The following is a 15,007-nucleotide window of genomic DNA, read 5'->3' as shown; positions in this document are numbered from 1 at the left end:
GGTCACTCCGGGAGATCGGGGGCGGTGGCGGGCAAGGACGAGACCCAGCGGGCGAGCACCTGCGCGCCGGGCTCGCCGGAGGACTCCGGGTGCACCTGCAGGCCGACGAGCGGGCCGTTCTCGACGGCGACGACGAACCGCTCGTCGCCGCGCGACCAGGTGACGAGCGGGACGACCAGGCGGGTGTCCGCCGGCCAGTCGTCGAGCAGGGGGAACGCGCGGGCGGCGTGCTCGAGGGCGACGTGGAAGCGGGCGTCCTCGAGACCGGCGAACAGCGCCGACCCCTCGGGCACCTCGACCTCGGCCGGACCCGCGGGAGCACCGACGGCGTCGACGACACCCGCCCACTCCCCCAGACCCTCCGTGGCGGTGTCGTCCTGGACGACCTCGGTGAACATCACGTGCATGCCCACGCCGACCGCGAGGACCGCGCGGCCGCCGGCGAGCCGACGGTCGACCACCTGGTCCGCGCCGATCGCGCGCAACGCCGGCATCACGTCCGCGGCCCGTGCACGGCCGGCGATCACGAGCCCGTCGGCCACGAGCGCGGCCCGCTTCTCGGCGGTGACCACCACGCGGGCACCGGCGCCGGTGAGCGCCTCGGCCAGCGTGGAGAGGTCGTCGGCGCCGTGGTCGAGCACGACGACGAGGGGCTGGGCAGGCACCGGACCACGGTACCCGCGGCGCCGGACCGAGACGGACGGACGCCGGTCCGCGAGACGAGGGCCGTCCGTCGACGTCGGTCGTCGGGCGACCCTCTGCCGTATCTGGCACCACGGTCCGCGCTCCTCCGGAGCATGGGCACACCGACGGCGCCCGACGACGGGCTCCCCACACCGAAGATCACCGAACACGTCGACGCGCGCGCACGCGCGAAGTCGTCGCGCAACGACACGCGCATCGCTCAGGAGAATGTTCGCGCGCGCACCATCCACAACACCGTGGACAACTCGGCCCGCTCGAAGACGTTCGTCATCGGGGGCGGCGTGGTGCTGGCCGTCGTCCTCGCCATCATCTGGTGGCAGTGGACCCGGTCGGCAGACGTCACACGGGCGGAGCAGGAGTATCGCGCGCTCGCCAGGAGTGTGTGCGAACGCATCGTCGCGAGCGCCACGCCGCCGATACCGAACCTGGACGCGAGCACGTCTGGCCCCGCCTACGACCAGGCCGTCTACCTCGCCTACCTCGACGGGCAGGCCACCACCATCGCCGACCAGGGCCGACGGCTCGCTGATACGCCGCCGCCCGCACGGCTGGCGACGCAGCAGCAGGCAGTCGTCCAGTCGGCGACGACCACGGCTGCGGCGCTCGACGCGCTGGTCCCGACCGTGATGACGTACGGCGAGCAGATCACCCAGGACGAGATCCAGGCCATGATCGGCACGCCGGCGGGCGCCGAGCTGGCCGCCCGGAATCGTGAGCTCAGCGACGCGCTGGACGACCTGAGCGGCCAGCCGTGCTCCGGGACGTCGACGGGTTGAGGACGGCAGCCGCCGCTGAGCGCTGACCGCCTAGCGGCGCTTGGCCGAGCTCGCGATGGTCCGCATCGCCTGCCAGCGCGACATCCCCACGCTGGTGACGACTCCCTCGACGTCGCCGGCCTGCACCGAGCCGAGCAGCAGGTCCTCAAGTACCGGCGGCGCGTCCGAGAGCACCAGCCCGGCGGGCAGGTCGTCGCCACGCTCGCCCGCCGTCCAGCGCGAGGCGGTGATCTGCCCCTCGCGCCGCTCCAGCAGGATCACCGGGATCGTCCGCAGCAGCTTGGAGATCGCCGCGGCACCGTCCGAGGCGGCCTTCGGGTCGCGCAGGGACGCGATCGCCCCGATGGGCGTCGGCACGACGTCGACCTCCACCTTGGCGATCGCGCACGCCGCGGCGAGCGGGGCCGGGGCAGCGACCTGCGTGATCACCAGGACGACCGACGGGTCCTCGTCCGCGCCGTCGAGCAGCCCGGAGAGGTCGTCGGGGACCTCGAAGTCGTCGGGGAGGTCGGTCACAGCGCACCCTTCGTCGACGGGATGCCCTCCACGCGGGGATCGAGCGCCACGGCGAACCGCAACGCACGGGCGAGGGCCTTGAACTGCGCCTCGACGATGTGGTGCGGGTCGCGGCCCGCGAGCACGCGGACGTGGATGCTGAACGCGGCGTGGTGCGCGATGGACTCGAGCACGTGCCGGGTGAGCGACCCCGTGAAGTGGCCGCCGATCAGGTGGTACTCCTGTCCGGGGGGCTCGCCGGTGTGCACCAGGTACGGGCGGCCGGACACGTCGACGACCGCCTGCGCGAGCGCCTCGTCGAGGGGCACGGTGGCGTCGCCGAACCGCGAGATCCCGCGCTTGTCGCCCAGGGCCTGCCGCAGCGCCTCGCCGATCGTGATCGCGACGTCCTCGACCGTGTGGTGCGCGTCGATGTGGGTGTCGCCCGTGGCCTTCACCGTGAGGTCGATGAGCGAGTGCTTGCCCAGCGCGGTGAGCATGTGGTCGTAGAACGGCACGGTCGTCGAGATGTCGGTGCGGCCGGTGCCGTCCAGGTCCAGCTCGACCAGCACGCTCGACTCGCTCGTGGCGCGCTCGATGCGCGCGGTACGGCCGCCACTCTTGGGGCTCACAGTCCTGCCACCTCGCTCAATGCGTCCTGGAACGCCACCATGTCCTGCGGTGTGCCGACCGACACCCGCAGCCACCCGTCGGGCCCGACCTCGCGGATCAGGACCCCACGGTCGAGCAGACCCTGCCAGATCGCGTGCCGGTCGTCGAACAGGCCGAACAGGACGAAGTTCGCGTCGGAGTCCGCGACGGTCAGCCCGCGCTCGCGCAGCCAGACCACCAGGGCGTCGCGCTCGTCGCGCAGCGACCCCACCTGGGCCATCAGGGCGGGCGCGTGCCGGAGCGCCGCCCGGGCCACCGCCTGGGTCACCGCGGACAGGTGGTACGGCAGGCGCACCACGCGCAGCGCGTCCACGAGCGCCGGCGCCGCGGCGAGGTAGCCGACGCGCGCACCGGCCAGCCCGAACGCCTTGGACATCGTCCGGCTGACCGCCAGGTGCGGGTGGTCGGCCAGCAGCTCGAGCGCCGACGGCGTGCCCGTCCGGCGGAACTCGCCGTAGGCCTCGTCGACGACGACGACGCACCCGCCCGGCACCGCGGCCGCGGCGTCGAGCACCGCCAGGACAGTCTCGGCGGGCAGCGCCGTCCCCGTGGGGTTGTTGGGGCTGGCCAGCAGGACGACCGAGGGGGCGTGCTCGGCGATCGCGGCGCGCGCGACGTCGGCGTCCAGGCCGAAGTCCGCCTCACGTCGCCCGGCGACCCAGCCCGTGAACGTGTCCCGGGCGTACTCGGGGTACATCGAGTACGTGGGCGCGAACGAGAGCACGGTCCGGCCCGGTCCGCCGAACGCCTGCAGGACGTGCAGCATGATCTCGTTCGACCCGTTGGCCGCCCACACCTGCTCGGTGGCCAGCTCCACGCCGGACTCCACGCGCAGGTAGGCCGCCAGATCGGCACGGAGCGCCTCGAAGTCGCGGTCCGGGTACCGGTTCAGCCCGGACGCGGCCTCGGCGACGGCCGCGGCGATGTCCGCCACGACGTCCGGGGCGGGCGCGTACGGGTTCTCGTTGACGTTGAGCAGGTGCGGCACGTCCAGCTGGGGGGCGCCGTACGGCTCGAGGCCGACGAGGTCGGGGCGCAGCGGGAGCGCTCCGCGGGCGAGATCAGCAGTCACGTGCCGAGTCTAGGGAGCAGTCGCCGCGGCCTGCCGTGCCGTCCATCCCGCCAGCCGCGCCAACCCCTCGTCGAGGCTCACCCGGGGCACCCACCCCAGCGCCTCGCGCGTGCGGCGCTGGTCGAACCAGTGCGCGGTGGACAGCTGCTCGGCGACGAATCGGGTCAGCGGCGGCTCGCCGGGCAGCGGGAGCGTGCGCCACGCGGCGTCGAGCACCGACCCCGCACCACGCGCCAGCGCCGCCGGGACGTGCCGCCGCGGCACCGGGACACCGGTCGCGGCGCAGATCCCGGCCAGCAGCTCGACGACCGGGCGCGGCTCGCCGTTGGTGACGACATAGGCCCCACCGCACGCGCTCGCGTCGGCGTGCAGCGCGGCCACGAGCGCATCGACCGCGTTGTCGACGTAGGTGGTGTCAATGAGCGCCGCTCCCTGACCGAGCACCGGCAGCCGGCCGGCCCGTGCCCGGTCGACCACCCGGCCGACGAGCTGGGTGTCCCCCGGGCCCCACACCACGTGCGGGCGGACGGCGACCACCCGGAGCCCGCCGGGGTCGTCGGCCGCGAGCGCGAGCAGCTCCGCCGTGGCCTTCGTCCGCGCGTACGGCCCGCGGGCGCGCTCGGGATCGGCCGGGCCGGCGCCCGCGCCCGCGAGCGACCGTCCGAGGTGGGCCACCGACGGCGACGAGACGTGGACGAACCGGACGACACCCGCGGCCCGGGCCTCGTCGAGCAGCAACCGTGTGCCCTCGACGTTCACCGCCGCGAACTCGGCGAGCGGCCCGGTGATGTCCACCTTGGCCGCCAGGTGCACGACCGCCTCCCGGTCGCGCACGGCGGACCGCACCGCGCCCGGGTCGGTGATCGACCCCGTGACGTCGTGCGCACCGGGCACGTGGGACGGGCTGCGCTGGAGCGTGCGGACGTCGTGACCGTCCGCGACCAGACGCTCCGCCAGCGTGCGACCGAGCATGCCGCTGGCGCCGGTGACCAGGATGCGGGTCACAGCCGCGCCCGCTCCCCCGACAGCACGCGCCCGGCCCAGCCGGCCACGCGGGACCGGTCGATCTTCGAGTTGTGCCGGACGTCGGTCGGCAGCTGCTCCACCACGAGCACCGCGGCGACGTCCGTGCCGACGAGCGCTCCGCGTACAGCCGCAGCCAGCTCCGGCTCCGCGACGAGGGGGCCGTGCGAGAACACCTCGGGCTGCACCACGACGACCACCTGCTGCGCCCCCCGCGGCCCCACGCCGACGACCGCCGCGGAGACCACGCCTGCGACGCCCTGCACCCGCTGTTCGAGCCCGACCGGGGTCCGGACGCCGCCTGCGGTCACCAGCACGTGCGCGAGCCGACCCTCGATCCACAGCCGGCCGTCGACGTCGAGGTGCCCGACGTCGCCCGTGCGGTGCCACCCCGCGTCCCGTGCGGACTCCTGCTGCGTGAGCCAGAGCCCGTCGTACCGCTCCTTGACGTGCGCGCCGCTCACCAGCACCTCGCCGGTCACCCCCGCGACCTCCCCTGGCGCACCGGTGGGCTCGCCGTCGGCGTCGAGCGCGCTGACCGCCACGCGGACGCCCGGCACCGGCCTGCCGACGCACACCCCGTCGCCGGCACCGACCGTGCGGAGCTCGTCGAGAGAGACGTCGGCGACGACGAGCGCCTCCGTCATGCCGTAGGGCGTGTGCGCCTCGGCACCGGGCATGAGCGCCGACGCAGCCTCGAGGAGGTCGAGGCCGACCGGGGCGCCGGCCGACAGGAACAGCCGCACACCGGCCAGGTCGGCGAGCTCGGACCCGTCCGCGGTGCGCACGACCGACCGCAGCGCTGCAGGCGACGCGAACACCACGGAGGCGTCGATCGCGCGCACCGCCTCGGCGAGCGCCCCGGCGGTGAGCGTGCCCGGCGCCGTGACGTCCATCTCCGGGCTCGCGCTCGTCGCGCCCAGCGCGGGGCCCAGCAGGACGAACGGCGCGAACGCTGCGACGAGCGGGCTGCCCGGGCCGATCCCGTACGTGCGGGCCACCACGTCGCGCATCGCTGCCAGCCGGCGGTGCGTGTAGGCCACACCCTTGGCGGGCCCGGTGGAGCCGGAGGTGAACAGGATCGCGGCGTCCGCGTCGGCGTCCGGCCAGGGAAGGTCGTCGGTGGACGCGCGGCCGAAAGCGGCGAGCTCGTCCAGCGACGCGCTCACCCCGAGCGCCTTCGCGACGCCCGCGCGCAGCGGCCCCGCACTCACCAGGGTCGGCGCCCAGCGCAGCCACCGAGCGGCGACGAGCGCGCGCTCGATCCCGATCACGACGCTCGGTTCCGCGGCCCGCACCGCGCGGGTGAGGCCCTGGACCCCGAGGCCCGCGTCGGCGACCACGACGACGGCCCCCAGGCGCAGGCACGCGTAGAGCACGGCGGTGAGGTCGGCGCCGGGGGGCACGAGCAGCGCGACCCGGTCGCCGGGCCGGACCCCGCTCGCGGCGAGGCCCCGCGCCAGCTGGTCGGTGCGGGCGGCGAGCGCGGCCCAGGTCACGCGGCGGGAGCGCGGACCGGCCAGCTCGATCAGCGCGGTCCCCTGGTCGACCGCCCGCTCGACCAGCGTCGCGCCGAGCGCGCGGAACGGCTCGTGCTCCTCCGGCGTCGGTGCCGGGGCATCCCGCGAGTCCAGCCAGCGCAGCACGGCGCCGGCGACGTCCGCGTCCTCGACCACCAGGTGGCCCGCCCCCTCGAAGCGGTGCACGTCCGCGTGCGGCAGCCGCGCGCGCAGATCCCGCAGGTAGCGCGCGGAGAACACCGGGTCGCGCGGACCCCAGAGCAGGAGGGCCGGCACGTCGAGGCCGCGCACACCCTCGGCGATCCGGTCCAGCTCGGGCCTGCTCGGGTGGTCGGCTCCGGCGGGGATGTCGGCGACGAACCCGCCGATGCCCGCACGCCGCTCGGCGGTCCGGTAGGGCGCTCGGAAGGCGTCGGCGACGGCTGCGTCCAGCCGGGGGTGCGCCAGCGCGAGCGTCGTCTCGAGGAAGGCCGGCGTGGTGACCGTGCCGACCGGCAGGACGCCGGGCGCGGTGGCCACCCGCAGCGCGGCGGGCAGCGAGTCCTCGGCGCTCTGGTGCACGGCCGTGTTGGTGAGCACGAGCCCGGCGAGCAGGTCCGGGTGGTCGAGGGCCCAGCCGAGGCTGACGACGCCGCCCCAGTCGTGACCCACGGTGACGACCGGCCCCGCGAGGCCCAGCGCGTCGGTCAGCGCCCCGAGCTCGGTGACCCGGTCGGCCAGCCGGTGCTGCTCCCCCGTGCGCTCGGAGAAGCCCATCTCCAGCTGGTCGACGGCGATCACGCGCCACGGGCGCTCGGAGCGCGCACCGGCCGCGACGAGGCGTCGCCAGAGGAACGACCACGTCGGGTTGCCGTGCACGCACAGCAGCGTGCCGACGGGCTCCGCGCCGAGCGACGGCCCGTTGTCGAGCAGATGCCAGGAGCGCGAGCCCACCTGGACCACCCGCGACCAGCGCGGATCGATCCCCCCGGCCGCGAGGACGTCCGCGGGCGGGGTCGACGCGGCGGTCACCAGACGATCTCGGCCATGGCGGTGTGCAGGCCGGAGCCGACCCCCATGCACAGCACGCGGTCCCCGGTGCGCAGCGAGTCGCCCTGCTCGGCCAGGGTCATGGGCAGCGCGGCCGGTCCGACGTTGCCCCAGCGCGGGAACGTCGTCGGCACCCGGTCGACGTCCAGGCCCAGGGCCTCGACGATCGAGCGGGTGTGCACCGACGAGACCTGGTGCGTCACGATCCGGTCGACGTCCGCCCAGTCCCACTCGGGCTGCGCCTCGTTCCAGGCGTCGAGGACCAGCTCCAGGCCACCCGCGAGCAGGCCGCCCGGGTCCGTCTTCATCCCGTCGACGCCCCCGACACACAGCTCGTGGTGCTGGGTGGCCGACCGTGCGACGCCGCCGACCAGCCGGTGCGCCCCGGGGTGCAGGTGCGCGGGACCCAGCACCGCGGCGGCCGCGCCCGCACCGAGCGTCAGGGTGGCGAACTCCTCCAGGAACGACTCCCGGGTGGTCTCGGGAGAGGTCATCCGGGCGAGCGTCGCCTCCTGCGTGGGCCGCGGGTCCTCGCCGTTGACGATGACCGCGTACCGCACCTGCCCCGAGTCGATCAGCTGGGCGGCGAGCGTCATGCCGTTGACGAAGCCGAGGCACGCGTTGGTGAGGTCGAAGTTGAGGGCGCTCGACGGCAGCGCCAGCCCCGAGTGGATGCGGGACGCGACCGACGGCTCCAGGAAGGTCCGGGTCACCGACGTGTTGATGAGCAGCCCCACGTCGCCCGCGTCGATCCCGGCCTCGGCCAGTGCCTTGGCACCCGCGGCGGTCGCGGCGTCGTCGAAGGTCATCTCGTCGTCCCACCAGCGGCGCTCGTGCACGCCGGCCACCCGGGACAGCAGCCCCTGCGGGAGGCGCAGCCGTTTCAGGGTGGGTGCCAGACGCTCGTCGAACACCGTCGAGGGCACGACGACCGGCGCCTCGATGCCCACGACGGCAAGGAGCGCGACATCGCGATGGCGGAACGTCGCGTTGCCTGTCACAGGCTGTCCTCTCGACGGGGGCTGGGGTGGCGGGCGCGCACGTGTTCGACGGTGACGGTCAGAATCGGGCTCGCACCGCCTCACCGTGCGCGGGGAGTCCCTCGGCGTCGGCGAGCGCGACGATTTTGTCCGCCACCTCCGCGAGCGCGTCGGCGTCGTACTCGATCACCTGCACGGCGCGCAGGAACGAGTGCACCCCGAGGCCGCTGGCGAAGTGCGCGCAGCCGCCGGTGGGGAGCACGTGGTTCGACCCGGCCATGTAGTCCCCGAGGGAGACCGGGGAGTACGCGCCGACGAAGATCGCGCCCGCGCTGGTCACACGCTCGGCGAGCGCCGCCGCGCCGACCGTCTGGATCTCGAGGTGCTCCGCGCCGTACGCGTTGACCACCTCCAGGCCCTGCTCGAGGTCGTCGACGAGCACGATCGCGGACTGGTCCCCGCGCAGCGCGGTGGTCACCCGCTCCCGGTGCTGCGTGGCGTCCACCCGATCGATCAGCTTGGCCTCGACCGCGCCGGCGAGCTCGACCGAGGGAGTGACGAGCACGGCCGCCGCGAGCGGGTCGTGCTCCGCCTGCGAGACGAGGTCGGCGGCGACGTGCGTGGCGTCCGCGGTCCCGTCGGCCAGGATCGCGATCTCCGTGGGACCGGCCTCGGCGTCGATGCCGACGATCCCCCGGACCAGACGCTTGGCCGCGGCGACGTACACGTTGCCGGGTCCGGTGACGACGTCGACGGGCTCGCAGAGCGTGTCGCCGTCCACGTCGTCGGTGCCGGCCGCGCCGTAGGCGAACATCGCGACCGCCTGCGCGCCGCCGACCGCGTACACCTCGTCGATGCCGAGCAGCGCGCACGTGGCCAGGACCACCGGGTCGGGCAGGCCGTCCTGGTCCTTCTGCGGCGGGGAGGCCACGGCGAGCGAGCCGACGCCGGCGGCCTGCGCGGCGACGACGTTCATCACGACGGACGACGGGTACACCGCGAGCCCACCCGGGACGTAGAGCCCGACCCGGCGGACCGGGACCCAGCGCTGACGGACCTGGGCGCCGGGCGCCAGCTCGACCGTGAAGTCGGCGGGCCGCTGGGCGCCGTGCACCTGGCGGACACGACGGATGGTCTCCTCGAGAGCCGCCCGGACGTCGGGGTCGAGCACGCCGACGGACGCCTGGATCGCCTCGCCCGGCACGCGCAGGTGCACCGGGCGCACGCCGTCGAACCGCTCCGCGAGGTCGCGCAGCTCGGCGGCCCCCCGCTTGCGGACGTCCGCCAGGATCGGTGCGACGACCTCGGCGGCGTGCTCGACGTCGACCTCGGCTCTGGGGAGCTCCTCCAGGAGCTCGCGGCGCGACAGGGTGCGACCGCGCAGGTCGATCCGGGTGATCACGTTCCTGAGCATAGGACGGACCTCTGTCGAGGGCCTGACCAGGACCACTGGGCGGGCGTGCGCTGCGCCACACGGACCCCCGAGCACGGCAGACTACTGCCATGACCCAGGTGCCCATCTCCGACGACTCGATCCGGCTCGGCCAGTTCCTCAAGCTCGCGGACCTCGCCGACTCCGGCGCGCACGCCCGCGCGCTGCTGGAGGACGGTGCCGTGACCGTGAACGGCGAGGACGAGACCCGGCGCGGCCGCCAGCTGGTGCGCGGCGACGTGGTCGAGGTGGACCTGCCGACGGGCTACAAGGAGGCTACGGTCGCCTGACCGCGACTCACGCCTGCTGGTAGCGCGGCAGCGCGGCGTCGAACAGCTCCTGCCAGGGCCGGACCGGGCGGCCTGCCGCGTAGTCGTCCAGCTGGTCGAGCGACGCGTGCCAGCCGCCGCCGTACCCGCGCGCCGCGGCCTCGGCCAGGTCCAGGTGCTCGAGCACGAGGACCGCGCCGTCGCCGTCCGCACGGATCTCGAGCGCCACGCGCGACTCGTCCTCCCCGGGGAACCGCCAGCCGACCAGCAGGCGGTGCGGCGGGTCGCACTCGAGGACCTCGCCGACCGCGTTCTCCGGCGAACCGTCCACGTCGTCGCCCATCCGCAGCTCGTACCGACCGCCCACCCGGAGGTCGCCGTAGACCGGACCGAGCCAGCGGGCGAGCCGGTCCGGCTCCGTCACGCTGGACCAGAGGTCGTCGGGCGTGGTCGCGTACCGCCGCTCGAAGCGGACCGTCACCCCGGTCGCGGACGGCCGGAGCACTCCCCACACGTCAGTCGTCATCTCGTCTCCTCCGCCCGCGGGCGATCTCGGTCTCCAGCGCGTCCAGGCGCCCGTCCCAGAACCGGCGGATGCCGTGCGCCCAGCGCTCGACCTCGTCGAACGCCTCCGGGCGCACGGAGTAGAGCCGGACCGCACCCCGCGGCTCCGAGTCGACGACGCCCGCCTCGCGCAGCACCCGCAGGTGCCGCGACGCGGCCGGCTGGCTGATGCCGAACTCGGCACCGACGGCGGTCGCCAGCTGGCCCGCGCTGCGCTCGCCCTCGGCGAGGAGCTCCACCAGTCGGCGGCGGACCGGGTCCCCCAACGCGTCCATGACCTGCACACGGCCGATCTTTCCGCTTCCCGTTATATAACGCAAGCGCTATAAGCGGATTGGATAGCGTGGCAGCGTGATCGACCTGACCCGACTTCCCGACGACCTCCCGGTGCCTGCGGACGACGGAGCCGCGGACCACCTCACGGGTATCGCGATGCCCGCGGTCGCCCTGGTCGCGACCGACGGGTCCTCCGTGCACGTCGACCGCCTCGGGCCGGGTCGCACGATCCTGTACGCGTACCCGCTGACCGGCGGACCCGGCGCGCGGCTGCCCGACGACTGGGACACGATCCCCGGCGCACGCGGCTGCACCGCCGAGGCGTGCGCGTTCCGGGACCACCACGCCGATCTGCTCGCGGCCGGGGCGTCGGCGGTGTTCGGCCTGTCCACGCAGGACACGGACTACCAGCGCGAGGCCGTCGAGCGGCTGCACCTGCCGTTCGCGATGCTCAGCGACGACGCGTTCACGCTCACGCACACCCTCCGGCTGCCCACCTTCGAGGTCGACGGCAGGACCCTGCTGCGGCGGCTCACGATGGTCGCGCGCGACGGGGTCGTGGAGAAGGTGTTCTACCCGGTGTTCCCGCCCGACCGCCACGCGGCCGAGGTGCTCGCGTGGCTGGTCAGGACGCCAGGCAGCTAGGTCCGAGCAGCGCCTTCAGGTCCCCGAACAGGGACGGCGACCGCTCGACGCGCAGCCCGTGGTCCAGCCGCATGACGGTCGCCCGTCCGGGGCTCGTGAGTCGCAGGTGGACCTCCGTGACGCCCGGATGGGTGGAGAGCACCTCGCGCAGCCGCTCGACCACCGGCGGCGTGCACCGGGACACCGACATCGAGACGACCACGGGCGCGTCCGCCGCCTGCGACACGTCCGGCAGCGACACCTCCATGGCCTGCAGCTGCATGGTCTCGTCGCGCCGCCGCACGCGTCCGCGGATCACCACGACCGCGTCCTCGGCCAGCGCCGTGGAGTACGCCAGGTAGGTCTCGCCGAAGAACATGATCTCGACCGAGGCCTCCATGTCCTCGATGGTGACCGCGGCCCACGGGTTGCCCTGCTTCGACATCTTGCGCTGCAGCGACGTGATGAGCCCGGCGACGACGACCGTCGACCCGTCCGGCCTCTGCTCGTCCTGCAGCAGCGTGGCGATCGACACGTCCGCCGCGGCGGCGAGCACGTGCTCGAGCCCCGACAGCGGGTGGTCGGACACGTACAGGCCGAGCATCTCCCGCTCGAACGCGAGCCGTTGCTTCTTGTCCCAGTCCGGCAGGTCCGGTACGACGACCGCGAAGCCCTGGCCGGCGTCGTCGCCGCCCAGCAGGTCCGCGAACAGGTCGAACTGCCCCTCGGCCTCCTTGCGCTTCACGCCGATGACCGAGTCGACCGCCTGCTCGTGCACGAGCAGCAGGGCGCGCCGCGCGTGCCCGAGCGAGTCGAACGCCCCGGCCTTGATGAGCGACTCGATGGTCCGCTTGTTGCAGACGACCGCGGGCACCTTGTCCAGGAAGTCGGTGAAGGACGTGAACGCGCCCTTCTCCTCGCGCGACCGCACGATCGCGTCGACCACGTTGGCGCCGACGTTGCGGATGGCGGTCAGACCGAACCGGATGTCCTTGCCCACGGCCGTGAAGTTGGCCGACGAGGAGTTCACGTCGGGCGCGAGCACGGTGATGCCCATGTGCCGGCACTCGCCCAGGTACAGCGCTGACTTGTCCTTGTCGTCGCGCACGCTGGTGAGCAGCCCGGCCATGTACTCGGTCGGGTAGTTGGCCTTGAGGTAGGCGGTCCAGTAGGAGATGACCCCGTACGCGGCGGAGTGCGCCTTGTTGAAGGCGTACCCGGCGAAGGGCACCAGCACGTCCCAGACGGCCTGGATGGAGGCGTCGGAGTACCCGCGCTCGCGCATGCCGGCCTGGAACGGGACGAACTCCTTGTCCAGGACCTCCTTCTTCTTCTTGCCCATCGCGCGGCGCAGCAGGTCGGCCTGGCCGAGCGTGTACCCGGCCAGCTTCTGCGCGGCGCGCTGCACCTGCTCCTGGTAGACGATCAGGCCGTGGGTGATGCCCACGACCTCCTCGAGCGGCGCCTCCAGCTCGGGGTGGATGGGCTCCACCTTCTGCAGGCCGTTCTTGCGCAGCGCGTAGTTGATGTGGGAGTTCATCCCCATCGGGCCCGGGCGGTACAGGGCGATGACAGCCGAGATGTCCTCGAAGTTGTCCGGGCGCATCTGGCGCAGCAGCGAGCGCATGGGACCGCCGTCGAGCTGGAACACGCCCAGGGTGTCGCCGCGACCGAGCAGCTCGTACGTCGCCGGGTCGTCGAGCGGGACCTCCTCGATCTTGATCGACGGCTTGCCGTTCATCTCGATGTTCTCGAGGGCGTCGTCGAGGATGGTGAGGTTGCGCAGGCCGAGGAAGTCCATCTTGATCAGGCCCAGGGCCTCGGACCCCGGCTGGTCGAACTGCGTGATGATCGCGCCGTCCTGCGGGCGCCGCATGATCGGGACGATGTCCACCAGCGGCTCGCTCGACATGATCACGCCGGCCGCGTGCACGCCCCACTGGCGCTTGAGGTTCTCCAGCCCCTTCGCGGTCTCCAGCACGCGCTGCGCCTCGGGGTCGGCCTGCACCACCTGGCGGAACTCGTCGGCCTCCGCGTACCGGGAGTCCTGCGGGTTGTAGATGCCCGAGAGCGTGATGTCCTTGCCCATCACCGCGGGCGGCATCGCCTTGGTGAGCTTCTCCCCCATCGCGAACGGGAAGCCGAGCACGCGCGACGCGTCCTTGAGGGCCTGCTTGGCCTTGATGGTGCCGTACGTGACGATCTGGGCGACCCGGTCCTCGCCGTACTTGTCGGTGACGTACCGGATGACCTCGCCGCGACGGCGCTCGTCGAAGTCGACGTCGACGTCGGGCCAGGACACGCGCTCGGGGTTGAGGAACCGCTCGAAGATCAGCCCGTGCTCCAGCGGGTCCAGCTCGGTGATGCCCATCGCGTACGAGGCCATCGAGCCGGCGGCGGACCCACGGCCCGGACCGACGCGGATGCCCTGGTCCTTGGCCCAGTTGATGAAGTCGGCGACGACGAGGAAGTAGCCGGAGAATCCCAGCTGTGTGATGACGCCCGTCTCGTACTGCGCCTGCGTCCGCACGTCCGCGGGAATCTCCCCGTGGTAGCGCCGCTGCAGCCCGGTCTCGACCTCCTTGATGAACCAGGAGTCCTCGCTCTCCCCGGACGGGACCGGGAAGTTCGGCATGAAGTTGGCGTCGGTGTTGAACTCCACCTCGCACTGCTCGGCGATGAGGAGCGTGTTGTCGCACGCCTCCGGAACCTCAGCCCAGGTGCGCCGCATCTCCTCGGCGGACTTCACGTAGAACTGGTCGGTGTCGAACTTGAACCGGTCGGGGTCGGCCAGGGTCGAGCCGGACTGCACGCACAGCAGCACCTCGTGCGCGTGGCTGTCCTCGTGCTTGGTGTAGTGCAGGTCGTTGGTCGCGACGACCGGAGCTCCGATCGACTCGGCCAGCCGCCGGAGGTCCTTGATGACCCGCGTCTCGATCTCGAGCCCGTGGTCCATGAGCTCGACGTAGAAGTTCTCCCGGCCGAAGATGTCCTGCAGCTCCCCGGCGGCCCGTACGGCCTCGTCGAACTGGCCCAGCCTGAGGCGCACCTGCACCTCGCCCGACGGGCAGCCCGTGGTGGCGATCAGCCCGTCGCTGTACGTGGTCAGCAGCTCGCGGTCCATGCGGGGCCACTTGCCCATCTGCCCCTCGAGCGACGCCAGCGAGGACATCCGGAACAGGTTGTGCATGCCCTTGGTGGACTTGGCCAGGAGCGTCATGTGCGTGTACGCGCCGCGGGCGGAGACGTCGTCCGACGCCTGGTGCGCCTCGCCCCACCGCACGCGGTTCTGGTCGAACCGGCTGGTGCCCGGCGTGACGTAGGCCTCGACGCCGATGATCGGCTTGATCCCGTGGCTCTTGGCCTTCTGCCAGAAGTCGAACGCACCGAACAGGTAGCCGTGGTCCGTGATGGCCATCGCGGTCTGACCGAGGCGGGTGGCCTCGGTGAACAGGTCGTCCAGGCGCGCCGCGCCGTCGAGCATCGAGTACTCGGTGTGCACGTGGAGGTGGACGAAGTCGGAGCCCCCAGCTGATGCCATGCGGGCGATCCTACGTCGCTCCGCCGACA

The 15,007-nt window shown here is 73.3% G+C and carries 14 protein-coding genes; 3 read left to right on the top strand and 11 right to left on the bottom strand.

The features are described from left to right. Window positions 1-2 precede the first annotated feature (2 nt). Window positions 3-665: a type 1 glutamine amidotransferase family protein gene (locus tag AC1DXT_RS20385; protein WP_477063101.1), complete on the bottom strand. Its 663-nt coding sequence runs from the start codon at window positions 663-665 to the stop codon at window positions 3-5. 132 nt (window positions 666-797) lie between these two features. Between AC1DXT_RS20385 and AC1DXT_RS20380 the strand changes: the two genes are divergently transcribed. After that, a complete protein-coding gene (locus tag AC1DXT_RS20380; protein ID WP_477063100.1) occupies window positions 798-1,481 on the top strand; it encodes a hypothetical protein in 684 nt (227 codons plus the stop codon). Between the two features lie 30 nt (window positions 1,482-1,511). Here AC1DXT_RS20380 and AC1DXT_RS20375 read toward each other — a convergent pair whose 3' ends face one another. Genes AC1DXT_RS20375 through hisD form a run of 7 tightly spaced genes read right to left on the bottom strand, consistent with a single transcriptional unit; the run spans window position 1,512 to window position 9,674 of the window. Then, on the bottom strand, window positions 1,512-1,997 hold the full coding sequence (locus AC1DXT_RS20375; RefSeq protein WP_056093468.1) for a hypothetical protein: 486 nt from the start codon (window positions 1,995-1,997) through the stop codon (window positions 1,512-1,514). Beyond that, entirely contained in the window at window positions 1,994-2,608 is a 615-nt protein-coding gene (gene hisB / locus AC1DXT_RS20370) for an imidazoleglycerol-phosphate dehydratase HisB (RefSeq protein ID WP_056093465.1), read from the bottom strand. Before hisB ends, AC1DXT_RS20375 begins: the two co-directional genes overlap by 4 nt. After that, window positions 2,605-3,720, bottom strand: coding sequence for a histidinol-phosphate transaminase (locus tag AC1DXT_RS20365; RefSeq protein ID WP_477063099.1), 1,116 nt, complete (start codon window positions 3,718-3,720; stop codon window positions 2,605-2,607). The genes hisB and AC1DXT_RS20365 overlap by 4 nt, the downstream gene beginning before the upstream one ends. 9 nt (window positions 3,721-3,729) lie before the next feature. Next, window positions 3,730-4,725: an NAD-dependent epimerase/dehydratase family protein gene (locus AC1DXT_RS20360; protein WP_477063098.1), complete on the bottom strand. Its 996-nt coding sequence runs from the start codon at window positions 4,723-4,725 to the stop codon at window positions 3,730-3,732. Next, window positions 4,722-7,274, bottom strand: coding sequence for an alpha/beta fold hydrolase (locus AC1DXT_RS20355; RefSeq protein ID WP_477063097.1), 2,553 nt, complete (start codon window positions 7,272-7,274; stop codon window positions 4,722-4,724). The genes AC1DXT_RS20360 and AC1DXT_RS20355 overlap by 4 nt, the downstream gene beginning before the upstream one ends. Continuing rightward, window positions 7,271-8,293, bottom strand: a complete 1,023-nt coding sequence (locus AC1DXT_RS20350) for a 3-oxoacyl-ACP synthase III (RefSeq protein WP_477063096.1) — start codon at window positions 8,291-8,293, stop codon at window positions 7,271-7,273. The genes AC1DXT_RS20355 and AC1DXT_RS20350 overlap by 4 nt, the downstream gene beginning before the upstream one ends. A gap of 58 nt (window positions 8,294-8,351) precedes the next feature. Beyond that, window positions 8,352-9,674, bottom strand: coding sequence for a histidinol dehydrogenase (gene hisD, locus AC1DXT_RS20345; protein ID WP_477063095.1), 1,323 nt, complete (start codon window positions 9,672-9,674; stop codon window positions 8,352-8,354). A 101-nt stretch (window positions 9,675-9,775) separates the two neighbouring features. Here hisD and AC1DXT_RS20340 point away from each other — a divergent pair, with 101 nt between their 5' ends. Next, window positions 9,776-9,994, top strand: coding sequence for an RNA-binding S4 domain-containing protein (locus tag AC1DXT_RS20340; RefSeq protein ID WP_477063094.1), 219 nt, complete (start codon window positions 9,776-9,778; stop codon window positions 9,992-9,994). Between the two features lie 7 nt (window positions 9,995-10,001). On the opposite strand, the gene AC1DXT_RS20335 is transcribed toward AC1DXT_RS20340, so the two are convergent. Beyond that, the gene (locus AC1DXT_RS20335) at window positions 10,002-10,499 is read right to left on the bottom strand and encodes an SRPBCC family protein (protein WP_477063093.1); all 498 of its coding nucleotides are present in this window, start codon (window positions 10,497-10,499) and stop codon (window positions 10,002-10,004) included. Further along, window positions 10,489-10,812 carry an ArsR/SmtB family transcription factor gene (locus AC1DXT_RS20330; RefSeq protein ID WP_477063092.1) on the bottom strand — a complete coding sequence of 108 codons (324 nt, stop codon included), beginning with the start codon at window positions 10,810-10,812 and terminating at the stop codon, window positions 10,489-10,491. The genes AC1DXT_RS20335 and AC1DXT_RS20330 overlap by 11 nt, the downstream gene beginning before the upstream one ends. Window positions 10,813-10,888: 76 nt before the next feature. On the opposite strand from AC1DXT_RS20330, the gene AC1DXT_RS20325 reads away from it, so the two are divergent. After that, window positions 10,889-11,458 (top strand): peroxiredoxin, encoded by a 570-nt coding sequence (locus AC1DXT_RS20325; RefSeq protein ID WP_477063091.1) that lies wholly within the window; start codon window positions 10,889-10,891, stop codon window positions 11,456-11,458. Here the strand turns inward: AC1DXT_RS20325 and dnaE are convergent. Further along, a complete protein-coding gene (gene dnaE / locus AC1DXT_RS20320; protein ID WP_477063090.1) occupies window positions 11,439-14,978 on the bottom strand; it encodes a DNA polymerase III subunit alpha in 3,540 nt (1,179 codons plus the stop codon). The genes AC1DXT_RS20325 and dnaE overlap by 20 nt on opposite strands. Window positions 14,979-15,007: the final 29 nt, after the last annotated feature.

Source organism: Cellulomonas sp. P1_G12_2, from assembly GCF_056405535.1.
Note: the sequence above shows the minus strand (reverse complement) of the source record. Positions and strands in the feature narration are given on the sequence as shown.